At 53.5% G+C, this 15,803-nt stretch carries 13 protein-coding genes; 5 read left to right on the forward strand and 8 right to left on the reverse strand.

Annotation, left to right across the window (positions count from 1 at the left end):
• Nucleotides 1–185 precede the first annotated feature (185 nt).
• Nucleotides 186–1,379, reverse strand: coding sequence for an enoyl-ACP reductase FabV (gene fabV, locus OGW13_RS23225; RefSeq protein WP_042998779.1), 1,194 nt, complete (start codon nucleotides 1,377–1,379; stop codon nucleotides 186–188).
• A 132-nt stretch (nucleotides 1,380–1,511) separates the two neighbouring features.
• Nucleotides 1,512–2,414 (reverse strand): HTH-type transcriptional activator IlvY, encoded by a 903-nt coding sequence (ilvY, locus tag OGW13_RS23230; RefSeq protein WP_042998780.1) that lies wholly within the window; start codon nucleotides 2,412–2,414, stop codon nucleotides 1,512–1,514.
• Between the two features lie 158 nt (nucleotides 2,415–2,572).
• On the opposite strand from ilvY, the gene ilvC reads away from it, so the two are divergent.
• Nucleotides 2,573–4,048: a ketol-acid reductoisomerase gene (gene ilvC / locus OGW13_RS23235; protein WP_044267332.1), complete on the forward strand. Its 1,476-nt coding sequence runs from the start codon at nucleotides 2,573–2,575 to the stop codon at nucleotides 4,046–4,048.
• Nucleotides 4,049–4,170: 122 nt separating this feature from the next.
• Here the strand turns inward: ilvC and ppiC are convergent, their stop codons facing one another.
• The 4 genes from ppiC to OGW13_RS23255 all read right to left on the reverse strand — a co-directional run bounded on the left by ppiC (nucleotide 4,171) and on the right by OGW13_RS23255 (nucleotide 8,234).
• Nucleotides 4,171–4,452 (reverse strand): peptidylprolyl isomerase PpiC, encoded by a 282-nt coding sequence (gene ppiC, locus OGW13_RS23240; RefSeq protein ID WP_001140251.1) that lies wholly within the window; start codon nucleotides 4,450–4,452, stop codon nucleotides 4,171–4,173.
• 101 nt (nucleotides 4,453–4,553) lie between these two features.
• Nucleotides 4,554–5,699 (reverse strand): glycerate kinase, encoded by a 1,146-nt coding sequence (locus OGW13_RS23245; protein WP_042998782.1) that lies wholly within the window; start codon nucleotides 5,697–5,699, stop codon nucleotides 4,554–4,556.
• A 7-nt stretch (nucleotides 5,700–5,706) separates the two neighbouring features.
• Complete coding sequence (locus OGW13_RS23250; protein ID WP_287116537.1) at nucleotides 5,707–6,975, reverse strand: GntP family permease; 1,269 nt, start codon at nucleotides 6,973–6,975, stop codon at nucleotides 5,707–5,709.
• A 119-nt stretch (nucleotides 6,976–7,094) separates the two neighbouring features.
• A complete protein-coding gene (locus OGW13_RS23255) occupies nucleotides 7,095–8,234 on the reverse strand; it encodes a sugar diacid recognition domain-containing protein (RefSeq protein WP_044326851.1) in 1,140 nt (379 codons plus the stop codon).
• Between the two features lie 381 nt (nucleotides 8,235–8,615).
• Between OGW13_RS23255 and rep the strand changes: the two genes are divergently transcribed.
• On the forward strand, nucleotides 8,616–10,640 hold the full coding sequence (gene rep / locus OGW13_RS23260) for a DNA helicase Rep (RefSeq protein WP_287116538.1): 2,025 nt from the start codon (nucleotides 8,616–8,618) through the stop codon (nucleotides 10,638–10,640).
• 44 nt (nucleotides 10,641–10,684) lie between these two features.
• Here rep and gppA read toward each other — a convergent pair whose 3' ends face one another.
• The gene (gppA, locus tag OGW13_RS23265; RefSeq protein WP_042998786.1) at nucleotides 10,685–12,169 is read right to left on the reverse strand and encodes a guanosine-5'-triphosphate,3'-diphosphate diphosphatase; all 1,485 of its coding nucleotides are present in this window, start codon (nucleotides 12,167–12,169) and stop codon (nucleotides 10,685–10,687) included.
• Between the two features lie 135 nt (nucleotides 12,170–12,304).
• The gene (rhlB, locus tag OGW13_RS23270) at nucleotides 12,305–13,573 is read right to left on the reverse strand and encodes an ATP-dependent RNA helicase RhlB (protein ID WP_042998787.1); all 1,269 of its coding nucleotides are present in this window, start codon (nucleotides 13,571–13,573) and stop codon (nucleotides 12,305–12,307) included.
• 239 nt (nucleotides 13,574–13,812) lie between these two features.
• Between rhlB and trxA the strand changes: the two genes are divergently transcribed.
• The 3 genes from trxA (at nucleotide 13,813) to rho (ending at nucleotide 15,742) form a co-directional block, all read left to right on the forward strand.
• The gene (gene trxA, locus OGW13_RS23275; RefSeq protein WP_001280776.1) at nucleotides 13,813–14,142 is read left to right on the forward strand and encodes a thioredoxin TrxA; all 330 of its coding nucleotides are present in this window, start codon (nucleotides 13,813–13,815) and stop codon (nucleotides 14,140–14,142) included.
• A 133-nt stretch (nucleotides 14,143–14,275) separates the two neighbouring features.
• On the forward strand, nucleotides 14,276–14,395 hold the full coding sequence (locus OGW13_RS23280) for a rho operon leader peptide (RefSeq protein ID WP_071887707.1): 120 nt from the start codon (nucleotides 14,276–14,278) through the stop codon (nucleotides 14,393–14,395).
• A gap of 87 nt (nucleotides 14,396–14,482) precedes the next feature.
• Complete coding sequence (gene rho / locus OGW13_RS23285; protein ID WP_002437993.1) at nucleotides 14,483–15,742, forward strand: transcription termination factor Rho; 1,260 nt, start codon at nucleotides 14,483–14,485, stop codon at nucleotides 15,740–15,742.
• Nucleotides 15,743–15,803: the final 61 nt, after the last annotated feature.

A 15,803-nucleotide genomic window follows, 5' to 3' on the forward strand; every position in this document is an offset into this window, starting at 1 on the left:
CGCCGTCTCTCACGCATCACTGGCTACTTGTTCTGTTTTTTGGGAACGGCTTAACAAGGGGAAGGTTTCATAGATTGCGGTAGGGAATATTCTTTACGCAGGGCGGCACTGCTCTGATTAGTTAAAGTCCTGACTTTTCAGCCAGGACTTTATCAGACGTCTGTTTTTGCTCTTACATCAGCAAATTACAGAGTCACCACATCAAATTCGACTTCGGGGTTCACATCAGCCTCGTAATCGACTTCGTCGAGGCCAAAACCGAACAGATTGAGAAATTCCAGCTTGTAGCCTGCATAATCGGTTTCTTGCGCCAGGTTTTCGGTGGTGATCAGCGGCCACAGATCGCGGCATGCCTGCTGAATATCTTCACGCAGTTCCCAGTCATCCATGCGGATACGCTGGTGGTCATCAAGCGCAGCCTTGTCACCGTACAGGCTGGTGGTCATCAGACGGTTAATCTGCTCAATGCATCCTTCATGAATCCCTTGTTCTTTCATCAGTTTGAAGACCATAGAGATATACAGCGGCATTACTGGAATGGCTGAAGAAGCCTGTGTGACTACCGATTTCAGGACCGCAACGTTGGCTGTGCCATTGATTGAAGACAGTTGATTACGCAGCGCACCTGCCGCACGGTCAAGGTCTTCTTTCGCTTTGCCCAGCGCGCCATGCCAATAGATTGGCCACGTCAGGTCGGTACCGATGTAAGAGTAAGCAACGGTTTTCACGCCGTCGGCCAGCACATTGGCCTGGCGCAGGGCATCTATCCACAGCTCCCAGTCTTCTCCGCCCATTACGGTCACGGTGTTCTGAACTTCTTCTTCCGTTGCGGGCTCAATGCTGGCCGTCGTGATCTGATCCTTATTGGTATCAATTGCTTTAGAGGTGTAAACCTCACCAATAGGTTTCAGCGCCGAACGGACAACTTCACCCGTTTTCGGCATTTTACGAACCGGGGAAGCGAGTGAATAAACGACTAAATCAATTTGGCCCAGGTCTTCTTTGATGAGCTTGATGACTTCATCACGACATTCGTCGGAGAACGCATCACCGTTAATGCTTTTGGAATACAGACCTTCCCGCTTTGCAGCTTCATCGAAAGCCGCGGCGTTATACCAGCCTGCTGAACCTGGTTTAGATTCGGTACCCGGTTTTTCGAAAAATACGCCGATAGTGGCGGCTCCGCTGCCAAACGCTGCGGAGATTCTTGATGCCAGTCCATAGCCGGTTGAAGCACCGATGACCAGCACGCGGGAAGGACCGTTTTCGATTTTCCCGTTTTGTTTAACGTACTCGATCTGCTTTTCCACATTGACTTTACAGCCAGTCGGATGGGTCGTTGTACAGATGAATCCACGGATTTTTGGCTTGATTATCATAATGATGGCTAATTTAGTTTGTGTTTCGCTGTCATAGGGGCAATGACACCGTCTGTGTATTATGGCGGGTCATTATACAGAAAAGATTCCGCAAAACTGAATCTACCTCTGATTTTAGACCTGACGCTGATACTACTCGGCAATTTTGCGCTCCAGCACAATTTTCCAGAACGCATCAATAAGCGGCTCATGCAGCCGTTTTTTCGGCGCGCAGACGCCCAGTTCGAACGGAGTTTTCTCGTCGCTACGCTCTAAAATCATGACGCGATTGCGCACCGGTTCGGGGCTGTTTTCCAGCACCACTTCGGGCAGTAGCGCCACGCCACAGCCGAGTGCGACCATCGACACCATCGCTTCGTGCCCCCCCACGGTGGCGTAAATCTGCGGGTTGCTGATTTTATGGCGACGAAACCACAGTTCAATGCGGCGGCGCACAGGCCCCTGATCGGCCATGATGAATGGCACCGTAGACCAGTCGGGTTTCTCCACCGAAACCTGATTGCGTACCGGGCAGGGCAGGGCCGGGGCAATGAGTACCACCGCCAGATTTTCCAGCATCGAAAACGCCACCGCGCCCGGCAGCGTTTCAGGCTTACCGGCAATCGCCAGATCCGCTTCGCCGGTCACCACCTTTTCCATGGCATCGGCGGCGTCGCCGGTAGTGAGTTTAATTTCTACTGAGGGATGCTCAGCGCGAAAGCGATCGAGGATTGGCGGCAGATGGCTGTAGGCGGCGGTCACCGAGCAGAAAATATGCAGTTCGCCCGATAGCGACGGACCTTGCTGATCGAGGGTGTGACGCAGTTGCTGATACTGCAACAGCGTCTGCTGGGCAAACGTTCGCAGCTCTTCACCCGCTTCGGTCAGCGTGACTGTGCGATTATCGCGGACAAACAACGGCTGCCCGAGGTCTTCCTCAAGGCGCTGGATCTGCCGTGACAGCGTAGAAGGACTGACGTGCATCGCCCGCGCGCTGCGGCCAAAGTGGCGGCTTTCCGCCAGATGCAGGAACATTTTCAGATCGCGTAAATCCACCGGCGAACCTCTTAATTTTTACGTTGCAGTTATTGCAATGTGACGTTGTGAATATATCAATTTCCGCAATAAATTTCCTGTTGTACTGTGGAGTCATTCTCGCTGAACAGCGAACCGAATAATAAGCACCACAACACAACATCACGGAGTACACCACCATGGCTAACTACTTTAATACACTGAACCTGCGCCAGCAGCTGGCACAGCTGGGTAAATGTCGCTTTATGGGCCGCGATGAGTTCGCCGATGGCGCGAGCTACCTTCAGGGTAAAAAAGTGGTCATTGTCGGCTGTGGCGCGCAGGGCCTGAACCAGGGCCTGAACATGCGTGATTCCGGTCTGGATATCTCCTACGCCCTGCGTAAAGAGGCGATTGCTGAGAAGCGCGCATCCTGGCGTAAAGCGACTGAAAACGGCTTCAAAGTCGGCACGTATGAAGAGCTGATCCCGCAGGCGGATTTGGTGGTTAACCTGACGCCAGACAAACAACACTCTGACGTAGTGCGTTCCGTACAACCGCTGATGAAAGACGGCGCGGCGCTGGGTTACTCTCACGGCTTCAACATCGTTGAAGTGGGCGAGCAAATCCGTAAAGACATCACCGTAGTGATGGTGGCACCGAAGTGTCCGGGTACTGAAGTGCGTGAAGAATACAAACGTGGTTTCGGTGTGCCGACGCTGATCGCGGTTCACCCGGAAAACGATCCGAAAGGCGAAGGCATGGCGATTGCTAAAGCCTGGGCTGCAGCGACCGGCGGTCACCGTGCGGGCGTGCTGGAATCTTCCTTCGTGGCGGAAGTGAAATCCGACCTGATGGGCGAGCAGACCATTCTGTGCGGTATGCTGCAGGCTGGTTCTCTGCTGTGCTTCGATAAGCTGGTGGAAGAAGGGACTGACCCGGCATATGCCGAGAAACTGATTCAGTTCGGCTGGGAAACGATCACTGAAGCGCTGAAGCAGGGCGGTATCACGCTGATGATGGACCGTCTGTCCAATCCGGCAAAACTGCGTGCTTACGCGCTGTCCGAACAGCTGAAAGAAATTATGGCGCCGCTGTTCCAGAAACACATGGACGACATCATTTCCGGTGAGTTCTCTTCCGGCATGATGGCTGACTGGGCTAACGACGATAAGAAACTGCTGACATGGCGTGAAGAGACTGGTAAAACCGCGTTCGAAACCGCGCCGCAGTATGAAGGCAAAATCGGCGAGCAGGAGTACTTCGATAAAGGCGTACTGATGATCGCGATGGTAAAAGCGGGCGTTGAGCTGGCGTTTGAAACCATGGTGGATTCCGGCATCATCGAAGAGTCCGCGTACTACGAATCCCTGCACGAGCTGCCGCTGATCGCCAACACCATTGCGCGTAAGCGTCTGTACGAAATGAACGTGGTGATCTCTGATACTGCAGAATACGGTAACTACCTGTTCTCTTATGCCTGCGTACCGCTGCTGAAAGAGTTCATGACCACGCTGCAGACCGGCGACCTGGGTAAAGCGATTGCTGAAGGCGCAGTGGATAACGCTCAGTTACGCGATGTAAATGACGCGATTCGCAGCCATGCTATCGAGAAAGTCGGCCAGAAACTGCGTGGTTATATGACCGATATGAAGCGCATTGCCGTTGCGGGTTAAACCGACATTGTCGGGTGGCGGCTACGCCTGACCCGACCTACAAAAGTGCAAAGCCGAAGGCCGGATAAGCATCGTGCCATCCGGCAAAAAAAGCCCAGAGTCTGAACGCTCTGGGCTTTTGCTTAGTTACGGTACAGCACTTTGATGATGTGGTAGCCGAACTGGGTGTGCAGCGGGCCGGTCGGTTCCAGCACCGGGCAGGAAAAGACCACTTTATCGAACGCCGGAACCATCTGGCCCTGGCGGAATTCGCCTAAGTCACCGCCTCGTTTGCCTGACGGGCAGATGGAATGTTTCTTCGCCAGTTTGCCGAAGTCGGCGCCGTTTTTAATCTGCTCCAGAAGATCCAGTGCCAGTTTCTCTTCTTTAACAAGGATATGCAGTGCTGCTGCGGTTTTTGCCATGATCGTGCCTTGAGTCGGGGAAATGAAGGGGGCGATTTTAGCATGTGGGGAGAGGGAAAGAATATCCAGGCCAGCGGTTGGTGACTGGCCTGGATATAGGATTAGTGAATTTGCTGCTGCGACAGCTTCCAGACGCTGGCAATATTACGTGCCGAAATGCGCAGATTGTATTCCGCGTCCTCTAAGGCTTCCGGTAGCGTGGCGATGCGCGTCAACACAGAGAAAACGGCATCCAGCCCATGCTCATGAACAATCTGATGATCCTGGGTCAAACCGCCGGCAAGCGCAATAACCGGTTTTTGATAGCGTTTGGCGCAGCGGGCAACGCCAATCGGCGTTTTGCCGCAGATGCTCTGGCTGTCGAGGCGACCTTCTCCGGTGATCACCAGACTGGCATCGGCTACCAGGCGCTCCAGTTGCAGCGCGTTAATCACAATCTCCACACCGGGTTTTAAATCAGCGCCCAGTAGACCGAGTAATGCGGCTCCCATTCCGCCTGCTGCGCCAGCGCCCGGCGCATTCATTACATCCCGACCGGTAAACTCCTGTAGTCGCTTGCCATAAACCGCCAGCGCACCGTCTAACGCTGCAACCATCGCTTCCGTCGCCCCCTTTTGTGGGCCGAAAATGGCAGAGGCCCCCGTCGGACCGCACAGCGGATTGTTGACGTCGCAGGCCACGGTGATGGAGACCGTCTTTAGACGCGGGTCGGCGTGGGAAGTGTCGATTGTTGCCAGTTTACTGAGCGCACCGCCGCCTTCGGGAAGCGCGTCTCCTTTTTCATCCAGGAGGTCGATGCCCAGCGCCTGTAGCATGCCCGCGCCTCCGTCATTCGTCGCGCTGCCTCCGATGCCAAGAATAATGTGCTCAACGCCCCGATCGAGTGCGGCAAGGATGAGCTCGCCCGTTCCATAGCTGGTGGTCAGCAGTGGGTTACGATGCTCTGGCGGCACATGGTGGAGACCTGACGCCGCAGCCATTTCGATCACCGCCGTCTTCCCGTCACCCAGCATTCCCCAGCGTGCCTGGACCGGTGTTCCCAGAGGGCCCGTGACATCGATAAAGTGGTAATGGCCCTCAGTGGCCTCCACCATCGACTCAACGGTGCCTTCGCCGCCGTCCGCCATAGGGAGTTTGACATACTGGGCATCGGGATATATTTCGCGAAACCCCTGTTCGATAGCCGTCGCCACCTGCATGGCAGACAAACTTTCTTTAAATGAATCTGGTGCGATAACTATTTTCATTGTGTGCTTACCCGGCGAGTCCGAAGACACCAAACAGCAGTGTCGAAATCAATGCGATGACGAAACCAACAAGGGTTTCATAAGGCAGAAGTTTTAAGCGTTCATGGATTTGCATACTGACGCTACCGCCAGTGGCGTGGAAAAAACTGCCGTGAGGGAGATGATCCAGAACCGTCGCCCCGGCATGAATCATGACTGCACCGGCAAGCGCAGAGACGCCAAGTCCCAGCAGCGTTTGACTGAACACGCCTGCTGCAACGGCGGTTCCGGCCGTTGTCGACGCGGTGGCCATCGACATAATTGCGCCAGAGATGGGGGCCAGGAGATAAGAAGGGAGACCGGAAGAGGTTAATCCGTCGATCAGGACCTCTTTTAACGCTGAGTTGGCAATGATGCCAGCCAGCGTGCCGGTACCGAGCAGCATAATGGCGACAGGTGCCATGCGCGTCAGCCCGGACATCATAAAGGCGTTACTTTGTTTAAATCGGCCCATCAGGATTGCGCCGACTAATCCTCCCACTGGCAGAGCAATGAGCGGATCGATAGCAATGCCCGCCACAGGACGCAGCGCTAACAGAATAATGGCAACAAGGGGGGCGCTGATGGCCGCCAGGAATCCGGGTTGTGTGCCGTGCGTGTCCTGAGAAATGATCTCTTCCGTTGTGACCATCGAGCCTTTTTGGCTCAGACGCTTCGCCAGAAAATAGGCGATTGCCAGGCCGAACAATCCGGGAATAATCCCCCCCATCATGACGGATGTGAGCGGGACATGGAATGAATCCGAAGCGGCAATGGCATTGGGATTCGGCGACATGACGTTACCCGCTTTGCCCCCGCCAATCATCGCCAGCAAAATGGCGAGTTTTGAAAGCCCGGCGCGTCGGGCTATCGAAAGCGCAATCGGCGCGACGGTAATCACCGCGACATCGATAAAAACGCCAACAGCCGTCAGAATCATCGTGGCGATGGCTAAGGCAAGCAGGGCGCGACTTTCGCCCACTTTTTTCACCACCGTTTCCGCGATTGTGTTCGCGGCGCCGGATTCGATCAGTACACCAGCCAGTACGCCTGCTGCGAGAATGCGCAGTACGGCATTGGTGATGCCCTGCGCACCCGTGACCATCAGCGTGACGGTCTGGACCAGGTCTGCCCCGCCGACGAGACCACCGACCAGCGCACCCACCATCATGCCGTACGCGGGAGAGACTTTGCGTATTATTAAGACGATCGCCACCACGAGTGCGATGATGGCGCCTGTTGCGGATATTGAAACCATCTTCTGCTTTCTCCATTAAATTGACTGGGGCAGTATGGAGAAGCCGCCGGGAATAGCCTTGTGAGGATCCGCTAAAAAATACGCGTCTGACAGGATGTAAATTTGGAGGAAAATACAGACTACCGTTGCAGCTCCATGCCAATGTACAACCAAAGGAGTTGTTTCAAGTTGTTGATTTTTATTCCCGTTATCTCTTCAACGCGTTGCAGTCGATAGCGCAGGGTGTTTACGTGAATATGCAGACTGGTGGCAGTTTGCGAAAGATCACAATTATGTTCGAAATAGTGCTGCAATGTTTTTTGCATGACGCCTTTACTGTCCTGAGCAACCAACTCGCACCATATTTTTGATAACTCTTCCGCTTGCCAGGTGCCGGAAAGTCCCCCCAGCAATGAGGCCAGCGCGTAGTCATCGTGAAAGATAAACTGGTGCTTAAGCTTCAGCCTTTTCACCATCGCCTGGGTTGATTTCGCCGTCTGATAGGAGCGTCGCAGGCCATTTTCTCCCGCAAAATAGCCGCCGACGATGAGACGTGAAAAGCCGCAGGACTGTGCGTAATGCTTAAATTTCTGTAGCTCGTGCTGCTCCAGCGATTTATTGAGAGTCCCATTTTTCAGGGTGACGGGTTTGAGGATAATCAGCTCGTTAAAGTCGGAAAATGTCACAAGATGGTCGCGGGCGCTGTATTCAAAATAATCCATCAGCGTACGTAGCGCATCGCGATCCGGCTGCTGCAATTCCATGATAAGCACCACGCGCGGCAGCTGGAGATTAACGCCTAACCATGAGACCACGGCGCTTAACGATGACGGAGGCGGGTCGCGTAAAATAAGCTGGTTGATTAGCTCTTCGCGGTAGCGTTTATCCCACTGTTTTTGTTCAAGTAACGCCATTTGTTCAATGATGAGTTCCGACGCCATCTTGACGAGTTGCGCATAAGCCTTCACCTCACCCGGCTCTCCGGTGATACCCAGTACGCCGATAAGCTGATCGCGAAAATTTATTGGCAAATTAATACCGGGCTTCACACCTTTGAGTTTGTCAGCCGTCGCCGAATCGATTTCAACAATCCGGTTTTCAGTTAACGCCAGCACCGCACCTTCATGGCGCTGATGTAAACGGGACGCCTCACCTGAGGCAATGATCATGCCGTGCTCGTTCATAACGTTAACCGAATAGGGGATAATCCCCATCGTGCGTTGGACTATCTGGCGAGCGGTTGAGTCTTGTAGGTAGTAAGTGGCCTGGATCTTATTCATTGTATGCTCAGCATAAGAGGAGGTGCGGTACGTGGCAGCACCTGATTTATTAGCGTATTTGGTTCAGAAATGTTTCGGTTGAATAAACAAAGAAAGTGGGATGAACGGTCTTCTTTTTTGTCGGTTTATACAAGCCAAAGCAGCTTAGTCCGACTATTGTTACTGTTTTTCTTTTATACTCAATATGTTAATTAAACCTCTTGTGCAGGCGTTGTGTAATTTTTTCCGTGTGATCGGCGTTCAGGATTGTTCAGAATCTGGACAGCAGCACAAGCTTACTTACCCTCACAGGCAGCGTTACGCGCGGTTACGGAAAGCTCAATCTCGACCTCGCTTTCTGCTACAATTCGTCCCCCGTTCGAAGATTGAGCACTTTTACCTATGCGTTTAAACCCCGGCCAACAACAAGCTGTCGAATTCGTCACCGGACCGTGCCTGGTGCTGGCGGGGGCGGGTTCCGGTAAGACACGCGTGATCACCAACAAGATCGCCCATCTGATCCGTGGCTGCGGCTACCAGGCGCGACACATTGCGGCGGTGACTTTTACTAATAAAGCGGCGCGCGAAATGAAAGAGCGTGTCGGACAGACGCTGGGACGCAAAGAAGCGCGCGGGTTGATGATCTCCACTTTCCATACGTTAGGGCTGGAGGTGATTAAACGCGAATACGCCGCGCTGGGGATGAAGTCGAATTTTTCGCTGTTTGATGACACGGACCAGGTTGCGCTGCTCAAAGATCTGACGGAAGGGCTGATTGAAGACGACAAAGTGATACTGCAACAGCTGATCTCGACGATCTCGAACTGGAAGAACGATCTCAAAACGCCCGCACAGGCGGCCGCCGGTGCGAAAGGCGAGCGCGATCGTATCTTTGCGCACTGCTACGGGCTGTACGACGCGCATATGAAAGCCTGCAATGTCCTCGACTTTGATGATTTGATTCTGCTACCGACGCTGCTGTTGCAACGTAATGAAGAGGTGCGTGAGCGCTGGCAGAACAAGATTCGCTATCTGCTGGTGGATGAATATCAGGACACCAACACCAGTCAGTACGAACTGGTGAAATTGCTGGTGGGAAACCGGGCGCGATTCACCGTCGTAGGGGACGACGATCAGTCGATTTACTCCTGGCGCGGGGCGCGTCCGCAAAACCTGGTGTTGTTAAGTCAGGATTTTCCGGCGTTACAGGTGATCAAACTGGAGCAGAACTACCGCTCCTCCGGGCGGATCCTGAAGGCGGCGAACATCCTCATTGCCAATAACCCGCACGTCTTTGAAAAACGGCTTTTTTCCGAGCTGGGATATGGCGCGGAACTCAAAGTTCTGAGTGCGAATAATGAGGAGCACGAAGCCGAGCGGGTGACCGGGGAACTCATCGCCCATCACTTTGTAAATAAAACGGAATACAAAGATTACGCCATTCTGTATCGCGGCAACCACCAGGCGCGAGTATTCGAAAAATTCCTCATGCAGAACCGGATCCCCTACAAAATCTCCGGTGGAACGTCGTTCTTCTCGCGTCCGGAAATTAAAGACTTGCTGGCCTATCTGCGGGTGTTGACCAATCCGGATGATGACAGCGCGTTCCTGCGTATTGTGAATACGCCAAAGCGTGAAATCGGCCCCGCCACGCTGCAAAAGCTGGGTGAATGGGCGATGACGCGGAACAAAAGCCTGTTTACCGCCAGTTTTGATCTGGGGCTTAGCCAGACGCTCACCGGGCGCGGCTATGACTCGCTCACCCGTTTTACCCACTGGCTGGGCGAGGTTCAGCGGTTGGCAGAACGTGAGCCGATTGCCGCTGTTCGCGATCTCATCCACGGAATTAATTACGAATCATGGCTTTACGAAACGTCGCCCAGCCCAAAAGCCGCTGAAATGCGCATGAAAAACGTCAACCAGCTGTTTAGCTGGATGACCGAAATGCTGGAAGGCAGCGAACTGGATGAGCCGATGACGCTCACTCAGGTTGTCACCCGCTTCACGCTACGTGACATGATGGAGCGCGGCGAGAGTGAGGAAGAGCTGGATCAGGTGCAACTGATGACGCTGCATGCCTCGAAAGGGCTGGAGTTCCCGTATGTGTTTATGGTGGGTATGGAAGAAGGCTTCCTGCCACACCAGAGCAGCATCGATGAAGACAACATTGATGAAGAGCGCCGCCTGGCTTATGTCGGCATCACCCGCGCGCAGAAAGAGCTGATTTTTACGTTGTGTAAAGAGCGACGTCAGTACGGTGAACTGGTGCGTCCGGAGCCGAGCCGCTTCCTGCTGGAGTTACCGCAGGACGATCTGATCTGGGAGCAGGAGCGTAAAGTGGTGAGCGCTGAAGAGCGAATGCAGAAAGGGCAAAGCCATCTGGCGAATCTGAAAGCGATGATGGCGGCGAAAAGAGAGAAATCGTAGGCTGGAGGCCGGATTAGGCATTTACGCCGCCCTCCGGCAGTGAATCATTCACGCACTGCTAAAGGCCAGTGGACATAGCTCTGCCACTGGCTTTCTTGTTCAATCAACTCTTTCCCCAACGGATGCTGTTCCAGCCAGTCCGGCGGTAGCGCCAGGGTGAGAATTTCATTCGATGCCTGTAGCGTAATAGCTGGCACCAGATCGTCACGACGGCGGCTGGCGAAGATAATCGCCAGTCTGAGCAGACGACAAAGATGCTCCGCCACACGCGGCGGTACGGCATTTTGCTGATGCAACGACGAGAGATCGACCGGGTTGGTCTGATTTAACAATAGCGTGGCGAGCAGTTTTTTCTGTGCGGGCGTGAAACCCGGCAGATCCAGATTACGGACCAGATAGGCGGCATGCTGAGGCGCTTGCTTAAAATCAACGCTCAGGCCTATCTCGTGCAGCTGGCAGGCGCTGATCAGCAGTTCGCGGCTGATCGGCTCAAGATGCCACTCATTTTCTACCTGATCGAGAAAACTCACCGCCAGATTCGCAACGCGATGCGCCTGTTCGGTATCCACCATAAACCGGCGCTGAATATTACGCAGCGTGCGGCTGCGAATATCCTGATCCACCGCAAGATGCAGCATCCCGTAGACCAGCCCTTCACGTAATGCCCCACCGGCCAGGGTCATACACTGAATATTGAGTTCGGTGAAGATGGCGATAAGAATAGCCAACCCGCTGGGGAACACCAGCGCTCGTTCCAGGGTTAAGCCTTCAATTTCAAGCTCTTCCAGACGACCGCAGTGAATCGCCCGCTGTTTCAACTGCTGCAGTTTCGCCAGCGTGATGCGCTCATCCATCCCCTGCGCCATCATGATTTCCTGTAACGCCTGAACGGTACCGGAGGCACCGACGCAGACTTTCCAGCCGTGATAGCGAAGTTCATCGGCGACCGGGCGCAGCACATCGCGCGCCGCTTTTTCCGCTTCGTCGAAATTCTCTTGTGCCAGATTGCGATCGGTAAAGTAGCGTTCGAGCCAGGTGACGCAGCCCATTGACAGGCTGAACAGGGAGGTGGTTTGCGCACCTGTTCCGGTGACCAGTTCGGTGCTGGCACCGCCGATATCGACGACCAGACGCTGATCCGCTCCGCCAGTGGTGTGCGCCACGCCCTGATAAATCAGGCGCGCTTCTTCTTCACCGCTGATGACCTGAACCGGACAACCGAGGATTTCCTGCGCTTTAGCGATAAACTCGCTGGCGTTTACCGCGATACGTAACGTAGCCGTAGCGACCACGCGAATTTGCGGCTGCGGAATATCCTGAAGGCGCTCGGCAAACAGACGCAGGCATTGCCAGCCGCGTTCCATTGCTTCAGCAGAAAGGACATTGTTGCTGTTCAGACCGGCGGCCAGACGCACTTTGCGTTTAATGCGCGTGAGCGTCTGGATGCTGCCCGCTACCTCGCGTACGACCAGCATATGAAAACTATTGGAACCGAGATCGATAGCGGCGTACAACGAGGTAGAATTCATACACTTCATCCTTCAACCGGTATCTGTGCTGGCTGCGTTTTTTCACCCGAATCACTGGCTAAAGTAAGTTCATCAAGATTCGTTTTCTTGCCGCCCTGATACAGGCTGAATGATGTTGTGTATGGCATAACTTTCTTAACCTGAACGACGACGATTACGCGGAGCACCGCCAGAGCGGCGCGGGCCATTGCCAGGGCGCGTACGCGTCAGGCGCAGCGGCTTCGGCAGATTGTTCATCAACGCTTCCGGGTTGTATTTACTCACCGGAATCGAGTGACCAATGTAGGTTTCAATCGCTGGTAGGTTCAGGGCGTACTCTTCACAGGCCAGGCTGATCGAGTGACCGCTTGCACCAGCACGGCCCGTACGACCGATGCGGTGTACGTAGTCTTCGCAATCGTCCGGCAGATCGTAGTTAAATACGTGCGTCACGGCAGGAATGTGCAGGCCGCGCGCGGCAACGTCGGTTGCGACCAGAATATCCAGATCGCCACGGGTAAATTCGTCGAGAATACGCAGACGTTTTTTCTGCGCCACATCGCCAGTCAGCAAACCAACGCGATGACCATCGGCGGCCAGATGACCCCAGATATCTTCGCAGCGGTGTTTGGTGTTCGCGAAGATGATGGCGCGATCCGGCCACTCTTCTTCGATCAGCGTTTGCAGTAAGCGCATTTTCTCTTCGTTAGACGGATAGAAAAGCTCTTCTTTAATACGGTGACCCGTTTTTTGTTCCGGCTCGACTTCAACGTATTCGGCGTTGTTCATCTGTTCGAACGCCAGTTCACGCACGCGGTAAGAGAGGGTAGCAGAGAACAACATGTTCAGGCGTTGGTTGGCCGGCGGCATGCGGCGGAACAGCCAGCGAATATCTTTAATAAAGCCCAGATCGTACATGCGATCGGCTTCATCGAGGACCACCACCTGGATGGCGCCCAGGTTGATGTGATTCTGTTTCGCGTAATCGATCAGACGACCCGTGGTGCCGATGAGAATATCGACGCCGCTTTCCAGCACTTTTAGCTGTTTGTCGTATCCGTCACCGCCGTAAGCGAGACCCAGCTTCAGACCGGTCGTCTGTGCCAGCGGCTCGGCATCAGCGTGGATCTGCACGGCTAACTCACGCGTCGGCGCCATAATTAAGGCGCGTGGCTGGTTCACCTTGCGATCGTCAATCGCGGGATGAGAGAGAAGATAATGAAACGTTGACGTCAGGAACGCCATCGTTTTTCCGGTACCGGTTTGCGCCTGCCCTGCAACATCGCGACCAGCCAGCGTAAGCGGCAGTGCGAGGGCCTGAATGGGCGTGCAGTTATGAAAGCCTTTATTTTCAAGGGCTTCGATAACCTTTGGGTGCAGGGCGAAGTCGGAAAACTTCTGTTCTGTTAAATGTGTTTTGCTCATAGTGTGGTAGAATATCAGCTTACTATTGCTTTACGAAAGCGTATCCGGTGAAATAAAGTCAACCTTTAGTTGGTTAATGCTGTACACAAATCATTCATGATGCGTCGAGGCGGCAAGCGAACGCGTCCACAAGAACGTACAGAGTACGTGACCTGGACGATGAGTGAAGCCAACAAAGAGGCAGCTTAAAGGATGATGTGTATACACCAACACACCAGGCTTATTCCTGTGGAGTTTATATGAGCGATAAAATTATTCACCTGACTGACGACAGTTTTGACACGGATGTACTCAAAGCGGACGGGGCGATCCTCGTTGATTTCTGGGCAGAGTGGTGCGGACCGTGCAAAATGATCGCCCCGATTCTGGATGAAATCGCTGACGAATATCAGGGCAAATTGACGGTTGCTAAACTGAACATTGACCAAAACCCAGGCACTGCGCCGAAGTATGGTATCCGTGGCATCCCGACCCTGCTGCTGTTCAAGAACGGTGAGGTTGCAGCGACCAAAGTGGGCGCACTGTCCAAAGGTCAGCTGAAAGAGTTCCTCGACGCGAACCTGGCGTAAGCCGGACGTCTCATGTTCGGGCGACCTGAATCCTAATTGATTCGGATGACTGGACGCCCGACTTGAGTCGTGCTAAGTTAGTGTTGACTTCGTATTAAACATACCTTATTAAGTTTGAATCTTGATAACTCCAATACTTCCCGTTTTTTCTCGCACGCGAAGTGGACAGATTCCTGGCTTATCATTCAATCCGTCTTGTCGTTTCAGTTCTGCGTACTTTCCTGTGACCAGACAGCGAACAGACATGAGTTGATGGCCGTAAACAGGCATGGATGACCCTGCCATACCATTCACAACATTAAGTTCGAGATTTACCCCAAGTTTAAGAACTCACACCACTATGAATCTTACCGAATTAAAGAATACGCCGGTTTCTGAGCTGATCACTCTCGGCGAAAATATGGGGCTGGAAAACCTGGCTCGTATGCGTAAGCAGGACATTATTTTTGCCATCCTGAAGCAGCACGCAAAGAGTGGCGAAGATATCTTTGGTGACGGTGTGCTGGAGATATTGCAGGATGGATTTGGTTTCCTCCGTTCTGCAGACAGCTCCTACCTCGCCGGTCCTGATGACATCTACGTTTCCCCCAGCCAAATCCGCCGTTTCAACCTCCGCACTGGTGATACCATCTCTGGTAAGATTCGCCCGCCAAAAGAAGGCGAACGCTACTTTGCGCTGCTGAAAGTTAACGAAGTTAACTACGACAAACCGGAAAACGCCCGTAATAAAATTCTCTTCGAAAACTTAACCCCGCTGCACGCAAACTCTCGTCTGCGTATGGAACGTGGTAACGGCTCTACCGAAGACTTAACGGCGCGCGTTTTGGATCTGGCTTCACCAATCGGTCGTGGTCAGCGTGGTCTGATCGTCGCGCCGCCTAAAGCCGGTAAAACCATGCTGCTGCAAAACATTGCGCAGAGCATCGCTTACAACCACCCTGACTGTGTGTTGATGGTGCTGCTGATTGACGAACGTCCGGAAGAAGTGACCGAGATGCAACGTCTGGTGAAAGGTGAAGTTGTTGCTTCTACCTTTGACGAACCGGCATCCCGTCACGTTCAGGTAGCGGAAATGGTGATCGAGAAAGCGAAACGTCTGGTTGAACACAAAAAAGACGTTATCATTCTGCTCGACTCCATCACCCGTCTGGCACGTGCATACAACACCGTGGTTCCGGCTTCCGGTAAAGTGCTGACCGGTGGTGTGGACGCTAACGCTCTGCATCGTCCGAAGCGTTTCTTCGGTGCGGCGCGTAACGTGGAAGAGGGCGGCAGCCTGACCATCATCGCAACGGCGTTGATCGATACCGGATCTAAGATGGATGAAGTCATCTACGAAGAGTTTAAAGGCACCGGTAACATGGAACTGCACCTCTCTCGTAAGATTGCTGAAAAACGCGTCTTCCCGGCTATCGACTACAACCGTTCCGGTACCCGTAAAGAAGAGCTGCTCACCACTCAGGAAGAGCTGCAGAAAATGTGGATCCTGCGCAAGATTATTCACCCGATGGGCGAAATCGACGCAATGGAATTCCTCATTAATAAACTGGCGATGACCAAGACTAACGACGACTTCTTCGACATGATGAAGCGCTCGTAAACGAGCTCTCAGCCGAAAACGCCACGTTTTTACGTGGCGTTTTGCTTTTATGTCTGTAATC

The organism is Citrobacter sp. Ca225, from assembly GCF_030337175.1.
Classification (GTDB): Bacteria; Pseudomonadota; Gammaproteobacteria; order Enterobacterales; family Enterobacteriaceae; genus Citrobacter_A; species Citrobacter_A amalonaticus.